Genomic DNA, 16,880 nt, shown 5'->3' with positions numbered 1-16,880 from the left:
CTGCACCGCAATAATTGTTGCAAAGTTTATCAGCTACCGGAGTTTGTTTCCGTTAATTTATCGATTTGATTCAGTAAATATTCCGCAAATTGCTCTCGTTCGGTCACGCATTGCTCGCACAAGTTCAGTTGCTCGAACAAACGCGCTCCATGCACCGAGTAAAACAGCATTCGCCCTACTTGTTCACCGAGGTGCCGCTCCATTTGCTTTATGGTGTCATTGACATGCCGTTTTAAAGGCTCGAGCAAATCTGGATTGCTCGCCGCGGCTGCCAACATCCCGCTACCCAATCGAGCACACTCAGCATCAGTATCTAAAGCCGCCAGTAATATACTCTTAGGTTCTTTATTTGGGTCATTTTCCAAACGTTCTAAATGCTCTTGCTTCAAACGCTCAAAACGCTCAACACGCCGCTGCAACATAGCTTGCAGCAATGCATCCTTATTAGAAAAATGATAAAGCAGGCCGCCTTTGCTAATTCCGGTCTGTTGGCTGAGCGCATCAAAGGTCAGGTGTAAAGCGCCTTCGCTTGCCACCAAGCTGTCCGCAGCATCGAGAATCAGCTCTTTATTGCTAGGCCGCCCCACCTTATTTTTATGCTGCATATTGTCGTGCATAAAGAACTCACTTTATAAACCGTCTGGTTGGTATAGTAATTAAATTCCGGCAAAATCGCAAGATTTCTCCCTACGCGGTAGGCATAACCTAAGTGAATAACGTATTATACCCCCAGTATAGTTAAGATTGGGAAAAAGCTATGAAGCAAGTGACCCAGAACTTCCGCCAATTAGGCCAACAAGTCCTGGATATTGAGAAACAGGCCATTGAAGGGCTGTATGAGTACCTTGATGACAACTTCGATGCTGCCTGCCAGACATTATTTAACTGCAAAGGCCGGGTTATCGTTACCGGCATGGGTAAATCAGGACACATTGGCGGGAAAATTGCGGCGACACTCGCCTCAACCGGAACACCATCGTTCTTCGTTCACCCGGGTGAAGCCAGCCACGGCGATCTGGGCATGGTCGCTGCTCAAGACGTTGTCATCGCTATTTCAAACAGCGGTGAAACATCAGAAGTTCTCAATATTTTGCCAGTTATAAAGCGCCTTGGTGTGCCGCTGATAGCCATGACAGGCAAGCCCGAGTCGACACTTGCCCGACTGGCTGATACACACGTTTGCATTGCAGTAGCACAGGAAGCCTGTCCGTTAGGTTTGGCGCCAACAGCCTCGACTACAGCAACCCTGGTGATGGGTGATGCGTTAGCCGTGGCCCTGTTAAACGCCCGTGGCTTTACGGCGGACGATTTTGCATTGTCACATCCTGGCGGTTCTTTAGGTAAGCGTTTGCTGCTTCGTTTGCAAGACATTATGCACACCGGCGAACGTATTCCGTTAGTGTCAGAAAGTGCCATTATTCGCGATGCATTGCTGGAAATGTCGCGTAAAGGTCTTGGTATGACGGCAATTACCGACGCACAAGGTCGACTGGCCGGTATTTTCACCGATGGCGATTTACGCCGCATTCTCGATAACCAAGTCGATGTACACACAACTTCTATTGCCGATGTTATGACTCGTTCTTGCACGACAGCAAATGCTGATATGCTGGCCGCAGAAGCCTTAAAACTTATGCAAGACCGCAAGATAAACGGCCTTATCATTACTGACCAGGAAGGCCGTCCTTGTGGCGCGATGAATATGCATGACTTACTGCAAGCAGGAGTTCTGTAACATGGAATGCATTAATACTTGGTATGGCGACATCGAAAAGCCATTGTTCGAGCGTTTTTCTCAAGTTCGACTGTTAGTGCTTGATATCGACGGTGTTTTTTCCGATGGTCGCATTTACCTCGGTAACGACGGAGAGGAACTAAAAGCTTTTCACACTCGTGACGGCTTTGGTATGAAAGCACTAAAGAATGCCGGTATAGAAACAGCCGTTATAACTGGCCGTCAATCGGACATCGTTCAGCAGCGCATGCAGCACTTGGATGTGTCTCACATTTATCAGGGACAAACGGATAAAACCCAGGCGTTCAACGAGGTTCTGTCTCAACACAACTTAAGTGCGGAACAAACCGCTTATGTGGGTGACGACACGCCGGATCTTGCACTAATACAACAGGCAGGCATTGGCGTAGCGGTGAAAGACGCACACCCGTCTGTTCAGCAACAGGCACAATATATTACCCGGTGCGCTGGCGGTTTTGGTGCCGTACGTGAAGTATGCGATTTAATTATGTTGAGCCAGGGGCTTTTGCATGACGCCAAAGGAGCCAGTGTGTGAATTGGCGTATCGTCGGTATTATTGTCCTTTTGTTTGGCTTAGGACTCTTACTTGTGCTGCGTCCTTTTAGTGATGACGGCGAAGAAGGCGCTGCTACTGCGACAAAGTTGATGCAGCCGGACTTTACGGCCTACGGCCTTGAGACCAAGATATTTGAGAGTGATGGTGCTTTGGCGCACCAAATTCGCTCTGAAGAAATGGCACACTACAACCAAATTGGTTTGACCGAACTGAAACAGCCAAAGTATTCCGTTTTTTCACAAGACGGTACTGAAACCTGGCAAGTCAGTGCGGAGCAAGGTACCTTTTACGATGACAAAACGCTGATTCTGGAGCGCAGTGTCGAGATACAGGCTTTGCAGGAAAGTTCACCAATACAACGCATCATGACAGAATACCTGGTTATAGACTTAGCCAATGAGTCCATGAGTACTGAATACCCAGTAATAATGCGAGGGCCACAAGTGGTCGTTCGTGGTGATGGTTTAAGCGCCGACATGAGCGCAGAAATAATGGAGTTAAAACGACATGTTAAAACGGTTTTCCAGCCAAAGTCTTAGCTTCCTGGCGCTATTAGTGCTTCCTTTGGCTGTTATGGCACAAGGAAAAGCTGATTTTAAAAAGCCAATGGAAGTCGAGTCGAGCCACGAGCAGTTCGACATCAAGAATAATAAGCTAGTACTGACTGACAACGTTATCATTCGGCAAGGTACCTTGCTTATTAAAGCTGACCGACTTGAAGCCTCCGCCAGTGAAAGCGGTGAACAAGCAGACACCTTTATTGCAGAAGGCTCTCCGGCAACCTATACACAAACGCTGGAAAACGGAAATGAAATTAGTGCTCAAGCCAATAAGATAACCTACTTCCAGACTGAGCAGCGGCTTGAACTCAGTGGCGATGCAAAAATTTCGCAAGGTACCAGTAGTTCAAGTGGCGATACTATTGTTTATGACTTGGCTGAGCAAACCATCTCGGCAAGCAGTTCTGATACCGATAACGGACGCGTGATTACGATATTTACGCCGAAAACAAAAGACGACAAAAACGATAACGAGAACCCTTAATATGGCAACCTTACGAGTTAAACATCTCGCCAAAAGCTTTAAGCGTCGTCAGGTTGTAAAAGACGTTAGTCTGGAAGTCAGTCAGGGCCAAATTATTGGGCTGTTAGGCCCAAATGGCGCAGGGAAGACAACAACCTTCTATATGATTGTCGGCTTGATCAACAGCGACAAAGGCCAGATTTTACTGGATAAAGACGACTTAACCGCTCTACCTATGCACGAGCGCGCTCGGCGCGGAATTGGCTACTTACCGCAAGAGGCGTCTATTTTCAGAAAATTGACCGTGCGTGATAACTTGATGGCTATTTTAGAAACTCGCAAAGAGCTCTCTGCAAACGAGCGCGAAGAGCAGCTCGACTCGCTGCTGGAGGAGTTTAATATTGGGCATATCGCTAATAGCCTGGGCATGAGTTTATCCGGCGGCGAAAGGCGCCGCGTTGAAATCGCACGCGCACTGGCTGCTGAACCCACGTTCATTCTGTTAGATGAACCTTTCGCAGGCGTTGACCCTATTTCGGTTATCGATATTAAGAAAATTGTTGAACATTTGAAGCAGCGTGGTATTGGTGTACTTATTACCGATCATAATGTCAGAGAAACGCTGTCCGTTTGTGAACACGCGTATATTGTTAGCCACGGAGAACTTATTGCCAGCGGAGATGCAGAAAGTATATTATCGAATCAACAGGTTAAAGACGTTTACCTCGGTGAGCAGTTCACCCTTTAATGTGATACCGGGACGATAACCATGAGACAAAGTCTGCAGCTAAAAATTGGTCAGCAACTGACCATGACGCCTCAGTTACAACAAGCTATACGCTTGCTGCAGCTCTCTTCGCTCGACTTACAGGCAGAGATTCAAGACGCTCTGGACAATAACCCATTGTTAGAAGTCGAGAGTGAGCAGTCCCAGGACAGCGACAGCGCGGATCATGTAAACTCCTTACATAAAGACGACAGCCAACGAGAAACATCCGACGTTATTAAAACTCAGGAAATGCCGGAAGATCTGCCTGTCGACAGTACCTGGGACGATACTTATTCGTCATCTACGCCAGTCAATGGCGCAGCATCGAGCAGTAAGTCGTACGACGGCGACTACGAGGTTTACCAAGGCTCAACCAGCGAATCTCTGCAGGATCATCTCATTTGGCAAATGCAGCTCTCACACTTTTCTGAGGAAGACACCGCCATTGGCGAAGCCATTATTGAGGCTATTGACGACAACGGTTATTTAACCGCAGATATCGACGACATTATAGAGTCTGTGCGCCTACCCGAGGTTGGCGAGGAAGAAGTTTGCATGGTACTCAAGCGCATTCAACATTTCGACCCTGTCGGAGTTGGTGCGCGCACAGTCAGTGAGTGTCTCGCCATTCAGTTAAGACAACTGGATGACCGCACGCCCTTCAAATATGACGCCCTAACCCTTGTTTGCGATCATATGGACTTGTTAGGCAACCGCGACTTTCGCAATATTCAGCGCAAACTAAAGCTAACAGAAGGCGACTTGCGGGAAGTGATGCGCCTGATTCAGCAAATGCACCCGCATCCGGGCGAGCAAATTGCTCAGCAAGAAGTCGAGTACGTTATTCCTGACGTTGCAGTCATGAAAAAGAATGGCCGCTGGGTGGTCGAATTAAACCCCGATAGCGTACCTAAATTAAAGGTCAATGAAGAATACGCGGCACTGAGTAAAGCGGCGAAGTCCTCGGCAGACAGTCAGTATATTAAAAACCATACGCAAGAAGCTCGTTGGTTTATTAAAAGCCTCGAAAGCCGTAATGAAACACTGCTGAAAGTTGCCAACTGCATTGTCCAGCGCCAGCAAGGCTTTTTTGAGTACGGCGAAGAGGCAATGAAGCCTATGGTACTCAACGATGTCGCCGAAGCGGTAGAAATGCATGAAAGTACTATTTCACGGGTAACGACGCAGAAGTTTCTGCACTGCCCAAGAGGTATATTTGAGCTGAAATACTTTTTCTCAAGCCATGTCAGTACAGAAGGTGGAGGTGAGTGTTCAAGTACCGCAATACGTGCTTTAATTAAGAAGTTAGTCGCTGCAGAAAATCGTAGCAAACCATTAAGCGACAGCAAAATCGCTGAACTGATAGCCGAGCAAGGCATCAAAGTAGCGAGGAGGACAATTGCGAAGTACCGGGAATCATTGAATATTCCCTCATCGAGTCAACGCAAGAGTCTTTTATAACTTGTAAACTGCAGAAGGAAGACGTTATGCAAATTAATCTTACTGGTCATCATATCGATATCACTGAGTCTCTGCGTGAGTATGTGGATACAAAATTTGCTAAGTTAGAGCGCCATTTTGACCATATAACCAACGTTCACGTCATCCTTAATGTTGAAAAAACGAATCAAAAAGCAGAAGCTACCGTGCATTTGAACGGCGGTGAAATTTTTGCTGACTCTGTTCACGATGATATGTACGCAGCCATTGATGGTTTAATCGATAAGCTTGACCGTCAGGTTATTAAACACAAAGAAAAAATGAAAAAGCATTAGTCCATGCAAATAAGTGAGTTGTTAAGCCCCGACTGCACCAAGTGTGCAGTCGAGGGTGCAAGTAAAAAGCGGGTATTAGAAACCATTAGCCAAATTGTCGCGCCGAAACTGTCAGGCATTACCCGTCATGACATTTTTGAAAGCCTTATAAATCGCGAGCGCTTGGGAAGTACCGGCATTGGTTTAGGTATTGCGATACCCCATGGACGACTCGCTAAAGCCAGCCATCCGGTTGCCGTATTATTGACGTTGGATGAGCCGATTGAATTTGACGCTATTGATAACCAGCCGGTTGATATTATTTTTGCGCTGTTAGTGCCTGAGTCAGAGCATGAAAACCATTTACAAACACTGGCCGCAGTTGCACGTCGTATGAACGACAAAGATTGCACCAGAGCACTTCGCAACGCTGATACAGACAACGCACTTTATCAACTATTTATTGGGGAAGGTGAAGATAAGCCATGCAACTGATTATTGTCAGTGGTCGCTCGGGATCGGGTAAAACTATCGCCCTTCGAGTACTCGAGGATCTTGGCTTTTACTGTGTCGACAACTTACCCATTAGCCTACTACCAACACTGGTCCATGCGGTCATGGAACAGTATTCTAAAATCGCCATAAGCATTGACGTTCGCAACTTGCCAGAGCATTCAGAAGAGCTGCTCGATTCACTTAATTTTTTACCCAAAGGGGTTGAACCCGAAGTTCTATTTATTGATGCCGACGACAACACCCTGCTTAAGCGATTTGGTGAAACACGCCGATTGCACCCGCTGTCGCAAAAAGAGTTACCTTTGGTTGATGCGTTACAAGCTGAACTGAAGTTGCTAGAGCCTATTATGGAACGCGCCACCTGGCGCCTCGACAGCAGCGACTTGTCATTGCATCAACTGAGCGAAGAGGTGCGAGAGCGTGTATTAGGCAGAGCAGATAAAAAACTGATTATCGTTTTTCAGTCATTTGGGTTTAAGTATGGACTGCCGAAAGACGCCGACTTTGTGTTTGACGCTCGCATATTGCCTAATCCGCACTGGCAACCCGAGCTCAAATTGCTCACGGGGTTAGACCCGGATGTGCAGCATTATTTCCGACAACAGCCGTTAGTGACTAAGTTTATTTATCAGCTCGAAAACTTTTTGGGAACCTGGCTGCCACACTTTCAGCGCAGCAACCGCAGCTACTTAACGATTGCTACAGGCTGTACTGGCGGGCAGCATCGCTCCGTTTATATTTCTCAGCAGTTAGCAGAGCGTTTTGAACAAAAATCGGTGAAAGTTCAAGTCCGTCATCGGGAGTTAAAGCAGCATGACTAAAGCTTGCAAGACACTTGTTATACGCAATAAACTAGGACTTCATGCTCGGGCAGCCACTAAACTTGCGCAGCTCACGCAGTCATTCAAATCTGAAATTACCGTTCAGCAAGGCGAGCAGTGTGTTAACGCAGCAAGTGTTATGTGTTTAATGCTACTTGCCAGTCAACAGGGCAAGTCGGTTGAGGTTTGTGCTGAAGGCGATGACGCAGAAGACGCATTAGTAGCAGTAAGTGAATTGTTCGAAGATCGCTTTGAGGAAAACGAGTAACACATGATAGCCGAGCTGTCCGATAAAGAATATGCCATGCAAAGAATTCAGGAGGTTAACTCAGCGTTAGCCGATGGTATGTTCGTGGCCGCTCGACGCATGCTTCACAACATGCCTGCCTGCGACGTTGCCTTACTTCTGGAGTCGTCGCCACCGAAAAGCCGTTCGAAAATCTGGAAGCTTGTCGACATTGACGAGCACGGCGAAATTCTTGAAGAACTGAACGAAGAGGTTCAGAAAGACATTATTCGTCAGATGGCGCCTGAAAATCTGGCCGCCGCGACTGAAGGCATGGATACCGATGACCTGGCTTACGTGTTACGGGGTTTGCCCGAGCCAGTGTATCAGGAAGTCTTAAAGTCGATGGACGAAGGCGATCGGGAGAGGGCTGAAACCGCTCTTTCCTACGCCGAAGACAGCGCTGGTGGTATCATGAATACCGATACCATTACGGTGCGCTCAGACGTCACCATCGACGTTGTATTGCGTTATCTGCGCCTTAAAGGGGAGTTACCGGAAGCAACAGACAAGCTCTATGTTGTCGACCGTAATGAAAAAGTCACCGGTGAAATATCTCTAACGCAATTACTGACCGTTGATCCCAGCCGCCGTATCGATGAAATTATGTCGTCAGATATTACGACCATACCCGTCGATATGGACGAAACCGAAGTTGCTAAGCTCTTCGAGCGTCATGACTGGGTCTCCGCACCGGTTGTGGACAGTGATCAGCAGCTCGTTGGTCGTATCACTATCGACGATGTGGTGGATATTATTCGCGAAGATGCTCAGCACTCTATGCTGAGTATGGCAGGTTTGGAAGACGACGAAGATACCTTCGCGCCCGTACTGAAAAGTACCCGTCGCCGCACGGTTTGGCTAGCCGTCAACTTAGTTACCGCCTTGCTCGCCGCTATGGTGAGTTCATTATTCGAAGATATTTTAGCGCAAATGGCGGTGCTGGCTATTCTCAATACCATAGTTCCAAGTATGGGCGGAATTGCCGGTAGTCAGACTCTGACGCTGGTGATTCGGGGCATGGCGCTCGGCCATATAGGCTCCAGTAACTCTCGCTGGTTAATCGGTAAAGAGCTCGCAATAGGCTTTCTGAACGGCGTTATTTGGTCGGTACTTATAGCGGCTGTTGTCGCGCTCTGGAAGCAGGATTTACTGGTCGGCGGTATTATCGCCTTTGCCATGATGATGAACTTACTGGCAGCAGCACTGGCCGGTGCAACCGTACCGCTGATACTGAAACGCTTTAACATTGACCCGGCTCTTGCCGGCGGTGTTATTCTGACGACGGTCACCGATGTAGTGGGTATTTTCGCCTTCCTTGGCTCAGCAACCCTGTTACTCTCTTAACCGCCCTAGGTGCGTAAAGGCAGGCTTAGTGACCTGCCACACTCATTTGCTCTAACAGTACAGAGCCGGTGTGCAACGCATGGCGATCATCCGTATCGTTACCAATAGCAACTATATTCGCCAGCATATCTTTTAAGTTTCCGGCGATAGTCACCTCCTCTACAGGGTATTGAATTTCACCATTTTCTACCCAAAAACCAGCGGCACCACGTGAGTAGTCACCATTGACCAGATTAACACCCTGCCCCATAACCTCGGTTACAAGAAGCCCTGTACCCATTTGCTGACAGAGTTGCTGCAACGAGTTGTCTTGCTGACTTACACGCCAGTTATGTATGCCGCCTGCATGGCCGGTCGGCTGCATATCCATTTTACGAGCCGCGTAACTCGTCAACAGGTAGGTTTCGAGTATTCCCTTATCAACAATGGTTCTGTCCTTGGTTTTTAGACCTTCCGCATCAAAGGGTGAGCTTGCCAGGCCTCCCACAATATGTGGGCGCTCTTGAATAGTCAGCCACTCTGGCAACACCTGTTTGCCGAGGTGGTCGAGTAAAAAGCTCGACTTACGATACAAATTGCCGCCACTAATGGCTGACACTAAATGCCCAAACAAGCTGCCGGCAATATCGGCGCGGAAAATGACCGGGACTTTGGCGGTTGGTACCTGTCTGGCTCCCAGACGAGACAAAGTTTCGCTGACGGCGTCTGCCGCCACTTTCTCAGGACTCCACAAGTCCGAGGTTTTTCTTGCTACCGTGTAGCTCATGTCTCGCTGCATTTTGTCGCCTTCACGGGCAATTAGCGCACAGCCCAGGTTGTGGCGCGACTGTAGAAAGCCACCGATAAAGTCGTGTGTGTTTCCATAAACACGAAAGCCGGTATGACTACCGTAGTGCGCACCGTCAGAATTCACAATACGGTCATCGAGATTCAGCGCGTGCTTCTCGCACGCCAGCGCTTGCTCTATAGCATATTCGGCGCTTTGGTCCCCCGGATGACACAAATCTAAGTCCGCAATTTCGGTTGCCATGAGCTCTGCCGGGGCCAAGCCATTGTATGGGTCTGGCGACGTGAAACGGGCAATGTCACAGGCTTTCTCGACCGCCGCTTCAATAGCGTGCTTTGACAGGTCCGTAGTCGAAGCAGAGCCCTTCTGATTCCCCCGGTATACTGTGATACCTAATGCGCCGTCCTGATTAAACTCGACAGTCTCGACCTCACCCAAACGAGTCCCCACAGAAATACCTGAAGTTTGGCTAATAGAACATTCCGCATCACTGGCTCCTTTTTGCTTCGCCAGTGACAAGGCTTCTTTTACCGCAGCCTCAACCTGCCCCATCTCTTTATTAAGGTCATCCAGTTGTACTATCAAAAAACTCTCCTCACTGCTAAACTAGCGGCTTTAGCGCTAATCGAGTTGTAATTATGTCGAAACGAAAATCACAAAAACCATCCTCTGATGTCGACGCTCATGACAATGACGATTTCGTCAGTAAGTCACAAAAAAAGCGCGAAATGGCAGAGCGACAAAAGGTCGGTACCGACTTAGTCGAGCTCAGTGATGCTCAGTTAAAGAGCATGCCATTAGACGATGAGCTTCGTGACGCCGTATTACTGGCTCGTAAAATTCGTAATAAACACGAAGGCTACCGACGCCAGCTTCAATTCATTGGTAAACTGATGCGCTCTCGGGACATTGAGCCCATTGAACAAGCGCTGTCAGACCTTCGTAATGCGCACCAGCAGGAAACCACTAAGTTTCACGCTGTCGAAGACGCCCGGGACTCTCTCCTCAACGGTGGAGACGAGGCCTTGCAAAGCTTTATCGAGAACTACCCTCAGGCCGATCGTCAAAAAATCCGACAACTTATGCGCTTAGCTGAGCAGCAAAAAGCCCAGGAAAAACCACCTAAGGCGGCCCGCGAGCTTTTTGTTTATCTGCGCAGCGTTATTCTTTAATTACTCCGTACCACCAACGGTCATTGAATCCAGTTTCAAGGTTGGTTGTCCGACACCAACAGGAACACTTTGACCGTCCTTACCACAAACACCAACGCCGGCGTCCAGTTCCAGGTCATTGCCGACCATAGAAACCTGTGACATAGCATCAGGTCCGTTACCAATTAAGGTAGCCCCTTTTATTGGCGCGGTAATTTTACCGTCTTCAATTAAGTAAGCCTCTGACGCTGAAAACACAAATTGCCCTGAGGTTATGTCGACTTGTCCGCCGGCAAACTGAGGCGCATAAATGCCCTTTTTGACACTGCTGATAATCTCATCCGGCGTACTTTCGCCCGGCAACATATAAGTATTCGTCATACGAGGCATGGGTAAATGAGCAAAGCTTTCCCGGCGACCATTACCGGTTACGCTTTGCTTCATTAGACGCGCGTTCATTTTATCCTGCATATAACCACGTAGGCGGCCATTCTCAATCAGAACATTATAACCACTCGGTGTTCCTTCATCGTCTATGGTCATAGAACCGCGACGGTCATTCATGGTGCCGTCATCGACAATAGTACACAGCTCTGACGCCACTTTTTCACCCACGCGACCAGAGTAAGCTGACGAGCCTTTACGGTTAAAGTCTCCCTCCAGCCCATGACCAACCGCCTCATGCAGTAACACTCCAGGCCAACCCGCTCCTAAAACGACAGGCATGTTACCGGCGGGCGCCGGACGTGCTTCTAAATTCACCAATGCCTGGCGAACCGCCTCTTCGGCGAAGTGCTTCCAACGGGTACTACCGTTTGTGTCTTCAATAAAAAATTCGTAACCAACGCGTGCACCACCACCGGCGCTACCGCGCTCACGACGACCGTTTTGCTCCGCAATGACCGAACAGTTCAAACGAATAAGCGGACGTTTATCGGTAGCGAAGGTGCCATCTGTCGCAGCAACCAACACGTCATCATAGCTGCCACTTAAACTGACAACCACTTGTGTCACCCGGCTGTCCTGCGCACGCGCATGAGCATCAGTCTGTTTTAACAGCTCAATTTTTTCATCTTCGGATAGCGTACTTAACGGGTTGATGCCTTCATATCGTGATGTGGCCTGAACAGACTGTAACGCCGCTACGGATTTACTCTGTCCCTGACGGGCAATACCGCGGGCTGCTTCACTGGTGCGCTTAAGTGCTTCCAGAGTAATTTCATCGGCGTAGGCAAAGCCAGTTTTCTCGCCCTGCACCGCTCGAACGCCCATACCGGTTTCAATATGGAATGCCCCATTTTTAATGATGCCGTCTTCCAGCACCCAGGATTCATTGACACTGTGTTGCAGATAAATGTCTGCAAAATCAATTGTACCGCTGTATAACGTTGCCAGCGCTTTACTAATATCGCTCTCAGACAACGAATAATCATTTAGTGTCATGTATATTTACTACCTCAAATTGGTTTTGTTTGGCGACCGGCATTTGTTCGCGTATTTCTTCGGTTCTATCTAAGTCGACTTCGACCGAAATAATGCCTTCACCTTTTGCCTGTTCCGCTAAAATTTCACCCCAGGGGCTGACAATAATGGAGTGCCCATAAGTCTCGCGTCCGTTATCATGCACGCCAACCTGATTTGGCGCTACCACGTAGGCTTGTTGTTCAATTGCCCTCGCTCTAACCAATGCATGCCAATGTGCTTCACCCGTCACTTGAGTAAACCCGGACGGCAAAGCAATAATATTGGCACCTGCCTGGCGCAACGCTCTGAACAATTCCGGAAAGCGAAGATCATAACACACTGACATACCGACAACACCACAGTCAGTGTCTACAGCGACCACATCCCTGCCCGGTTGAGTCCATTTTGATTCGCGGTATTGCTTAGTATTGTCCGCCACATCTACGTCGAACAAATGTATTTTGTCGTAGCGTGCAACAAGTTCTCCCGTTGGCGAATACATTAACGATGCAGCTGAAAATCGTTCACCTGCATCAATAGGGATGGTACCGCCAATCAAATACACGCCGTGCTGCTTCGCAAGCGAAGAGAGCTTCCTTTGTACATCGCCGTCTTTGTATTTTTCAGCCATATCCAGTTGCGCTCGGTCACCTGCGCCAAAGCAAACAAAAGCTTCAGGAAGGACCACTAAATGAGGCTGGTTGGAAGACGGGAGATTGTTGAGAAGCTTTTTGACAATGTCGAGGTTGTCTTCAGGTTTAGGGCGGCTGCTCATTTGCACTGCGGTCAGTTGCACCTTCTTCATCATTCACCTCTGAGTCAGTTGAGTCTTCCTCCAATTCTGGCAAATCAACAGGGCGACTGTCACGCTCTATTTCCTGAACAACCGGATTCTCTATGGTTCCAGTTACTTCATAGCGTAATTTCGAAATGACTTTGGCGTCATGCAGTACTTTATCGATAAGCAACGCGGCTAAGCCGCTGGGTGGGTTGACCATCCAGGCAAGAATAACAGGCAAACTTGAAGTCACTTTCGGGGCGTACGTTAGGTTGTAATTCAACTCACCACTTGCCATGTCTGTCCAGCCACGAATGTCCATATCACCAGCGGAGCCAAGTAGCTGGGCGTCATCAGTTTGAGCCACGCCGTCTTCGATAGCGGCATTGCCCGATAATTCGGTAAAGAACATGCCCTGAGAGAATATGTCACGGAAGTCCAAAGTGAGCTTGCGTAAAATACTGTCCAAGCTGAGTATCGAGAATATTCGAGCACCGCCGTCGCTTACTTCGGCAAGATACCCTTTACCTAACGACCAGGAAATTTCGCCATCTAGCGACGGCCAGCTTGGTTGATGCAGGTGGTCATCCCAGCTTAAATCAAATTCAATATTCGCAGAGCTATCGCGTATTGCGGTTTCTATGCCAAATTGGCGCAATAGTTCACCTAAATCACTGGTATTCAAGCGGCCATTTAACTCGCTATATGCCTGCTCATTTTCATAACGCCAAACTCCGTTTGCCTGAATGCTATCTCCATTTCGGGTCACATTTAGACGGTCAATGCTAAAGCCTTTAACCTGCGGCGTAGCCTCGATTGGAGAGATGGCTAAATCGACTTCCCCCAGGTTATGCTCGTTAATCCTGCAGCTTCGGCAGTTGACCGTTACCGGTGGCACTTTTCCAAGCCAGTTCCACTTAGATTCGTCGTCGCCCTCCGAGTCTGGCAGTTCAATATCAGTCGATAGCACCAGGTAGTCTGCTCTGACATCAATACCGTCGTTCATAAACTCTTTAGGAATACCAACGTTCAGCACCGCTTTGTCAGAGTTCACCTGAACCTGCCATTTATTCTGCTCAGGCCAACTGCGTACATCCGCCGCGCCAAAGCTTTGTTCTGCCCATTTCAGATTAGGGGTCGAAACGTGTATTGAGTCGGGTAACCAAGGGTTGCTTGCAGAACTGGCAGGCTCGGAGGACGACTCTCCACCCGCCAATGCATAAATAAGAGAATACCAGCGACCGATATCCGCCTCATCCAACTGAGCTAACACAGCAAAGCCACGACCTATATCGTCCGTTTCATTGTCATTGCCAACCGTTAACGTGGCCTTCTGCCAGCCTGCGTTATCGAGTTGCCACTCCCCTTCAAAATTTGCTCGATCGTCAATGTTACCCGTTATCGCATAGTCGTCATTCTGTCCGTTTAAAGAGAAACGGAACTGCCAACCTTCGCCAAAGCTCTTTTGTAAGGGTGCCGGTAAATAGGTTTCTAAGCCGGTTAAGTCGTATTGGCCATCGGCCTCCACATTGAAGTTATCACCAGCGAAACGCAAAACCACGCGGCTTTCACCATTGACGGCTCCATAGAAAAACTCTTCCCACTGGTCATAAGGAAATTGCTTAAACAGTGGCTCTGTTTGCCAGTCTAACGCCGTGTCAATGGTCAGCTCATAACCCTGGCTACTCTCATCTCCATTAACAGACGCCGTCACCGGCATGCCATACCAATTCATGACTAAGTCAGAGGTGCTGACGTTGGCGTTGTTAATCGTTAAAACGCCCTGTTTAACGTTAAATTCTTGCTTTATTGCATCAATTGTTACCTGAACACCGGAAAGCGGTGCTTCCACAAAGACTCCAACCTCACGCGACTCATCGAACGGAATGTCGAGCTCCATACGACCCGTGACCTTACCCTCCGGATTCAGCTGATTAAAGGTTTCAGTTACTGAGTCCAACGGAGAGTTTTGGAAAACCTCATAAACTTGCTGGGCTTCTCCCGACGCTTGCGCTTGTATTTGTAAACCAACACTGCCATCAGTTAGGTTTGGAATCTGTGCAGAAACATTATCGACACGAGCTGAACCAATACTTCCCGTCTTGGCGTGCATGAATAAGCTGTTCTGATAAAAGTCTAAATGAATAGGAGTATTCTCAAGCGCTAACCAGTCGGACTGGAACTTAAAATTTAATGATTCAAAGCCCATCCGGGCATTAAACACTGATTCAAAACCGTCACTGGCGAAGCTATCAATATCGCCACGCCACACAGCTTCAAGTCCTTCTAATTGCCCTTTTTGCAAGGCTTCGGACAAGTAACTTTGTACACCTTTACCCATTGCCTGAGGCAATAGCTCACGGGCAGTTTCGACTGAAAACGGTGCTGTCGAGTAAAAAAATGAGTTGATATGTGGTTTGCCTGAAGCGCTACTTGACGATAACTGAGCATTTCCAGCGAGTTTTAAATCATTTATTTGTGCCAGTGTTTTCGTTAACGAAATAGACCATCCATTATCATCCGCCACCCATGACCCGGACAAGTCCAGCTCATTGATGGTCCACGCCTGTTCAGGGGACAGATGCCTACTCGCCAAAGAAACATCCGTGCCATACAAACGCCATTGGGCTTTATTACTTATTTGGCTCACACTCATACGTAAACCGCTTACGCTGGGCGTGTTATTACCGCCTTCAATAGATAATCCTTTACCATCAACACGCCACTGGCTGCCTACAATAGGGTGCAATCGATATTGGCCGTCAACCTGACCACTAATACCCGTTCTGTTAATCCATTGACCCGCTTCTTCCGAGGTAAACGGGAGTAGCGTTAATAATGACGTGGCGTCATCTAAGTCCACATTCGACACACTAATATCATGGATACTATTTTGATTCTGCCAGGCAATTCTCGGAACCCGAATACTGCCAGCCGAAGAGTCCAGAGTCATTGGCAGGCTATTCATTAACCAACCGTTCTCAAGAGGCCTTAAAATGACCTTACCGCCCGGAATGTCCAACCAATGCGATTGCTCGGCGTCTTTATACTGCCAAGTAATACGATTTTGACGAAGCTGCAACAGCCCTTCAAAAAGCTCACCGTTTTGCATATCCAGCCAGCCCGTAAAATTGACATCGGATTGCTGTACATCGATATCACCCAACCGCTCCTCTAACCAAGGGCTGATATCGATGTTTTGTGCATTAACATAAAACTGACCGGTTAAGTCCGACCACGTATCCCCCTTAAGGTCGACAATGATATCCAATGCATTTGTCGCAAAGTCATCCATTCTCAGACTGCCAACCGCGCGGTGCCTGGCCCCTTCGTTGACCCAAGACAAACGCTCAAGATCAATACGTCGAGTAACCCCTCGTAAGTTCGTTAAAAACACCTGTCCCTGATGAATCGAGAATTTTTCAAGCTGATGTAGGAAAAGCTCACTAAGGTTATCGATATCGAAGGTGTCATCACCCGAAACATCGTTTAACTGGCGAAGATCAATAGCAACATTGGCGTTGTCCAGAATAAACTCATCAGCCACAAATTGCTGTTGAACAATGCTTTGCCAAAAATTCAAAACCACATGCACTTCGGCAACTTTGAACTTCACTTTGGCGTTGTCGTCTGCTGACAACGATAAATTCTCGAGCACAACAGATGGACCTTGCTGCGTCCAGGCCATGGACAAGTCACTGATACTAACGGGTTGCTGGAAACGCGCTTCCAGCTCGTTCTCAAGAGGTTGAGTTAAATCGGGAAGATAGGGCAGACTGTAACGGAGCAAGCTCAGAGCAACAGCAACCAATACCAGCGCAATAGCCAGTAGGAGCCACAGTTTTTTTAATACCCAGGACAGTGCTCGCATT

At 48.1% G+C, this 16,880-nt stretch carries 17 protein-coding genes; 12 read left to right on the top strand and 5 right to left on the bottom strand.

Features of this window, described 5'->3' with window-relative positions; translation table 11 throughout:
• Positions 1-29: 29 nt before the first annotated feature.
• Positions 30-617: a TetR/AcrR family transcriptional regulator gene (locus UM402_RS02115; RefSeq protein ID WP_273267305.1), complete on the bottom strand. Its 588-nt coding sequence runs from the start codon at positions 615-617 to the stop codon at positions 30-32.
• A 140-nt stretch (positions 618-757) separates the two neighbouring features.
• On the opposite strand from UM402_RS02115, the gene UM402_RS02110 reads away from it, so the two are divergent.
• Genes UM402_RS02110 through mgtE form a run of 11 tightly spaced genes read left to right on the top strand, consistent with a single transcriptional unit; the run spans position 758 to position 8,828 of the window.
• A complete protein-coding gene (locus tag UM402_RS02110; protein WP_058576783.1) occupies positions 758-1,735 on the top strand; it encodes a KpsF/GutQ family sugar-phosphate isomerase in 978 nt (325 codons plus the stop codon).
• Between the two features lies 1 nt (position 1,736).
• Positions 1,737-2,291, top strand: coding sequence for a 3-deoxy-manno-octulosonate-8-phosphatase KdsC (gene kdsC / locus UM402_RS02105; RefSeq protein ID WP_058576782.1), 555 nt, complete (start codon positions 1,737-1,739; stop codon positions 2,289-2,291).
• Positions 2,288-2,851 (top strand): LPS export ABC transporter periplasmic protein LptC, encoded by a 564-nt coding sequence (gene lptC, locus UM402_RS02100; RefSeq protein WP_053953069.1) that lies wholly within the window; start codon positions 2,288-2,290, stop codon positions 2,849-2,851. The genes kdsC and lptC overlap by 4 nt, the downstream gene beginning before the upstream one ends.
• The gene (gene lptA, locus UM402_RS02095; RefSeq protein ID WP_058576781.1) at positions 2,820-3,356 is read left to right on the top strand and encodes a lipopolysaccharide transport periplasmic protein LptA; all 537 of its coding nucleotides are present in this window, start codon (positions 2,820-2,822) and stop codon (positions 3,354-3,356) included. Before lptC ends, lptA begins: the two co-directional genes overlap by 32 nt.
• Position 3,357: 1 nt before the next feature.
• Positions 3,358-4,083 carry an LPS export ABC transporter ATP-binding protein gene (lptB, locus tag UM402_RS02090; protein WP_053953071.1) on the top strand — a complete coding sequence of 242 codons (726 nt, stop codon included), beginning with the start codon at positions 3,358-3,360 and terminating at the stop codon, positions 4,081-4,083.
• A 21-nt stretch (positions 4,084-4,104) separates the two neighbouring features.
• Positions 4,105-5,565 (top strand): RNA polymerase factor sigma-54, encoded by a 1,461-nt coding sequence (locus UM402_RS02085; RefSeq protein ID WP_058576780.1) that lies wholly within the window; start codon positions 4,105-4,107, stop codon positions 5,563-5,565.
• Between the two features lie 26 nt (positions 5,566-5,591).
• Entirely contained in the window at positions 5,592-5,879 is a 288-nt protein-coding gene (gene hpf, locus UM402_RS02080; protein ID WP_053953073.1) for a ribosome hibernation promoting factor, read from the top strand.
• A gap of 3 nt (positions 5,880-5,882) precedes the next feature.
• The gene (gene ptsN / locus UM402_RS02075) at positions 5,883-6,353 is read left to right on the top strand and encodes a PTS IIA-like nitrogen regulatory protein PtsN (protein WP_058576779.1); all 471 of its coding nucleotides are present in this window, start codon (positions 5,883-5,885) and stop codon (positions 6,351-6,353) included.
• Positions 6,344-7,195: an RNase adapter RapZ gene (gene rapZ / locus UM402_RS02070; RefSeq protein WP_058576778.1), complete on the top strand. Its 852-nt coding sequence runs from the start codon at positions 6,344-6,346 to the stop codon at positions 7,193-7,195. The genes ptsN and rapZ overlap by 10 nt, the downstream gene beginning before the upstream one ends.
• Positions 7,188-7,463, top strand: coding sequence for an HPr family phosphocarrier protein (locus UM402_RS02065; protein WP_058576777.1), 276 nt, complete (start codon positions 7,188-7,190; stop codon positions 7,461-7,463). Before rapZ ends, UM402_RS02065 begins: the two co-directional genes overlap by 8 nt.
• Positions 7,464-7,466: 3 nt before the next feature.
• Positions 7,467-8,828 carry a magnesium transporter gene (mgtE, locus tag UM402_RS02060; protein ID WP_053953077.1) on the top strand — a complete coding sequence of 454 codons (1,362 nt, stop codon included), beginning with the start codon at positions 7,467-7,469 and terminating at the stop codon, positions 8,826-8,828.
• A gap of 25 nt (positions 8,829-8,853) precedes the next feature.
• Here mgtE and pmbA read toward each other — a convergent pair whose 3' ends face one another.
• The gene (pmbA, locus tag UM402_RS02055; RefSeq protein WP_058576830.1) at positions 8,854-10,167 is read right to left on the bottom strand and encodes a metalloprotease PmbA; all 1,314 of its coding nucleotides are present in this window, start codon (positions 10,165-10,167) and stop codon (positions 8,854-8,856) included.
• Between the two features lie 86 nt (positions 10,168-10,253).
• Between pmbA and yjgA the strand changes: the two genes are divergently transcribed.
• Positions 10,254-10,787 carry a ribosome biogenesis factor YjgA gene (yjgA, locus tag UM402_RS02050; RefSeq protein ID WP_058576776.1) on the top strand — a complete coding sequence of 178 codons (534 nt, stop codon included), beginning with the start codon at positions 10,254-10,256 and terminating at the stop codon, positions 10,785-10,787.
• On the opposite strand, the gene tldD is transcribed toward yjgA, so the two are convergent.
• The 3 genes from tldD to UM402_RS02035 are packed head-to-tail and all read right to left on the bottom strand — an operon-like array spanning position 10,788 to position 16,879.
• Positions 10,788-12,209 carry a metalloprotease TldD gene (tldD, locus tag UM402_RS02045; RefSeq protein WP_322295434.1) on the bottom strand — a complete coding sequence of 474 codons (1,422 nt, stop codon included), beginning with the start codon at positions 12,207-12,209 and terminating at the stop codon, positions 10,788-10,790.
• Positions 12,196-13,038 carry a carbon-nitrogen hydrolase family protein gene (locus tag UM402_RS02040; RefSeq protein ID WP_322295433.1) on the bottom strand — a complete coding sequence of 281 codons (843 nt, stop codon included), beginning with the start codon at positions 13,036-13,038 and terminating at the stop codon, positions 12,196-12,198. The genes tldD and UM402_RS02040 overlap by 14 nt, the downstream gene beginning before the upstream one ends.
• A complete protein-coding gene (locus UM402_RS02035; RefSeq protein ID WP_058576774.1) occupies positions 12,989-16,879 on the bottom strand; it encodes a YhdP family protein in 3,891 nt (1,296 codons plus the stop codon). The genes UM402_RS02040 and UM402_RS02035 overlap by 50 nt, the downstream gene beginning before the upstream one ends.
• Between the last annotated feature and the right edge of the window lies 1 nt (position 16,880).

The organism is Idiomarina sp. OXR-189, assembly GCF_034373425.1.
GTDB lineage: Bacteria > Pseudomonadota > Gammaproteobacteria > Enterobacterales > Alteromonadaceae > Idiomarina > Idiomarina zobellii.
Note: the sequence above shows the minus strand (reverse complement) of the source record. Positions and strands in the feature narration are given on the sequence as shown.

What these genes read in the sequence shown, in the direction of transcription:
- UM402_RS02115 (WP_273267305.1), bottom strand. Translation starts at nt 617, where the DNA reads ATGCACGACAATATGCAGCATAAAAATAAGGTGGGGCGGCCTAGCAAT.
- hpf (WP_053953073.1), top strand. Translation starts at nt 5,592, where the DNA reads ATGCAAATTAATCTTACTGGTCATCATATCGATATCACTGAGTCTCTG.
- pmbA (WP_058576830.1), bottom strand. Translation starts at nt 10,167, where the DNA reads ATGGGGCAGGTTGAGGCTGCGGTAAAAGAAGCCTTGTCACTGGCGAAG.
- rapZ (WP_058576778.1), top strand. Translation starts at nt 6,344, where the DNA reads ATGCAACTGATTATTGTCAGTGGTCGCTCGGGATCGGGTAAAACTATC.
- lptB (WP_053953071.1), top strand. Translation starts at nt 3,358, where the DNA reads ATGGCAACCTTACGAGTTAAACATCTCGCCAAAAGCTTTAAGCGTCGT.
- kdsC (WP_058576782.1), top strand. Translation starts at nt 1,737, where the DNA reads ATGGAATGCATTAATACTTGGTATGGCGACATCGAAAAGCCATTGTTC.
- UM402_RS02065 (WP_058576777.1), top strand. Translation starts at nt 7,188, where the DNA reads ATGACTAAAGCTTGCAAGACACTTGTTATACGCAATAAACTAGGACTT.
- UM402_RS02040 (WP_322295433.1), bottom strand. Translation starts at nt 13,038, where the DNA reads ATGATGAAGAAGGTGCAACTGACCGCAGTGCAAATGAGCAGCCGCCCT.
- UM402_RS02110 (WP_058576783.1), top strand. Translation starts at nt 758, where the DNA reads ATGAAGCAAGTGACCCAGAACTTCCGCCAATTAGGCCAACAAGTCCTG.
- lptA (WP_058576781.1), top strand. Translation starts at nt 2,820, where the DNA reads ATGTTAAAACGGTTTTCCAGCCAAAGTCTTAGCTTCCTGGCGCTATTA.
- UM402_RS02035 (WP_058576774.1), bottom strand. Translation starts at nt 16,879, where the DNA reads ATGCGAGCACTGTCCTGGGTATTAAAAAAACTGTGGCTCCTACTGGCT.
- UM402_RS02085 (WP_058576780.1), top strand. Translation starts at nt 4,105, where the DNA reads ATGAGACAAAGTCTGCAGCTAAAAATTGGTCAGCAACTGACCATGACG.
- ptsN (WP_058576779.1), top strand. Translation starts at nt 5,883, where the DNA reads ATGCAAATAAGTGAGTTGTTAAGCCCCGACTGCACCAAGTGTGCAGTC.
- tldD (WP_322295434.1), bottom strand. Translation starts at nt 12,209, where the DNA reads ATGACACTAAATGATTATTCGTTGTCTGAGAGCGATATTAGTAAAGCG.
- yjgA (WP_058576776.1), top strand. Translation starts at nt 10,254, where the DNA reads ATGTCGAAACGAAAATCACAAAAACCATCCTCTGATGTCGACGCTCAT.
- mgtE (WP_053953077.1), top strand. Translation starts at nt 7,467, where the DNA reads ATGATAGCCGAGCTGTCCGATAAAGAATATGCCATGCAAAGAATTCAG.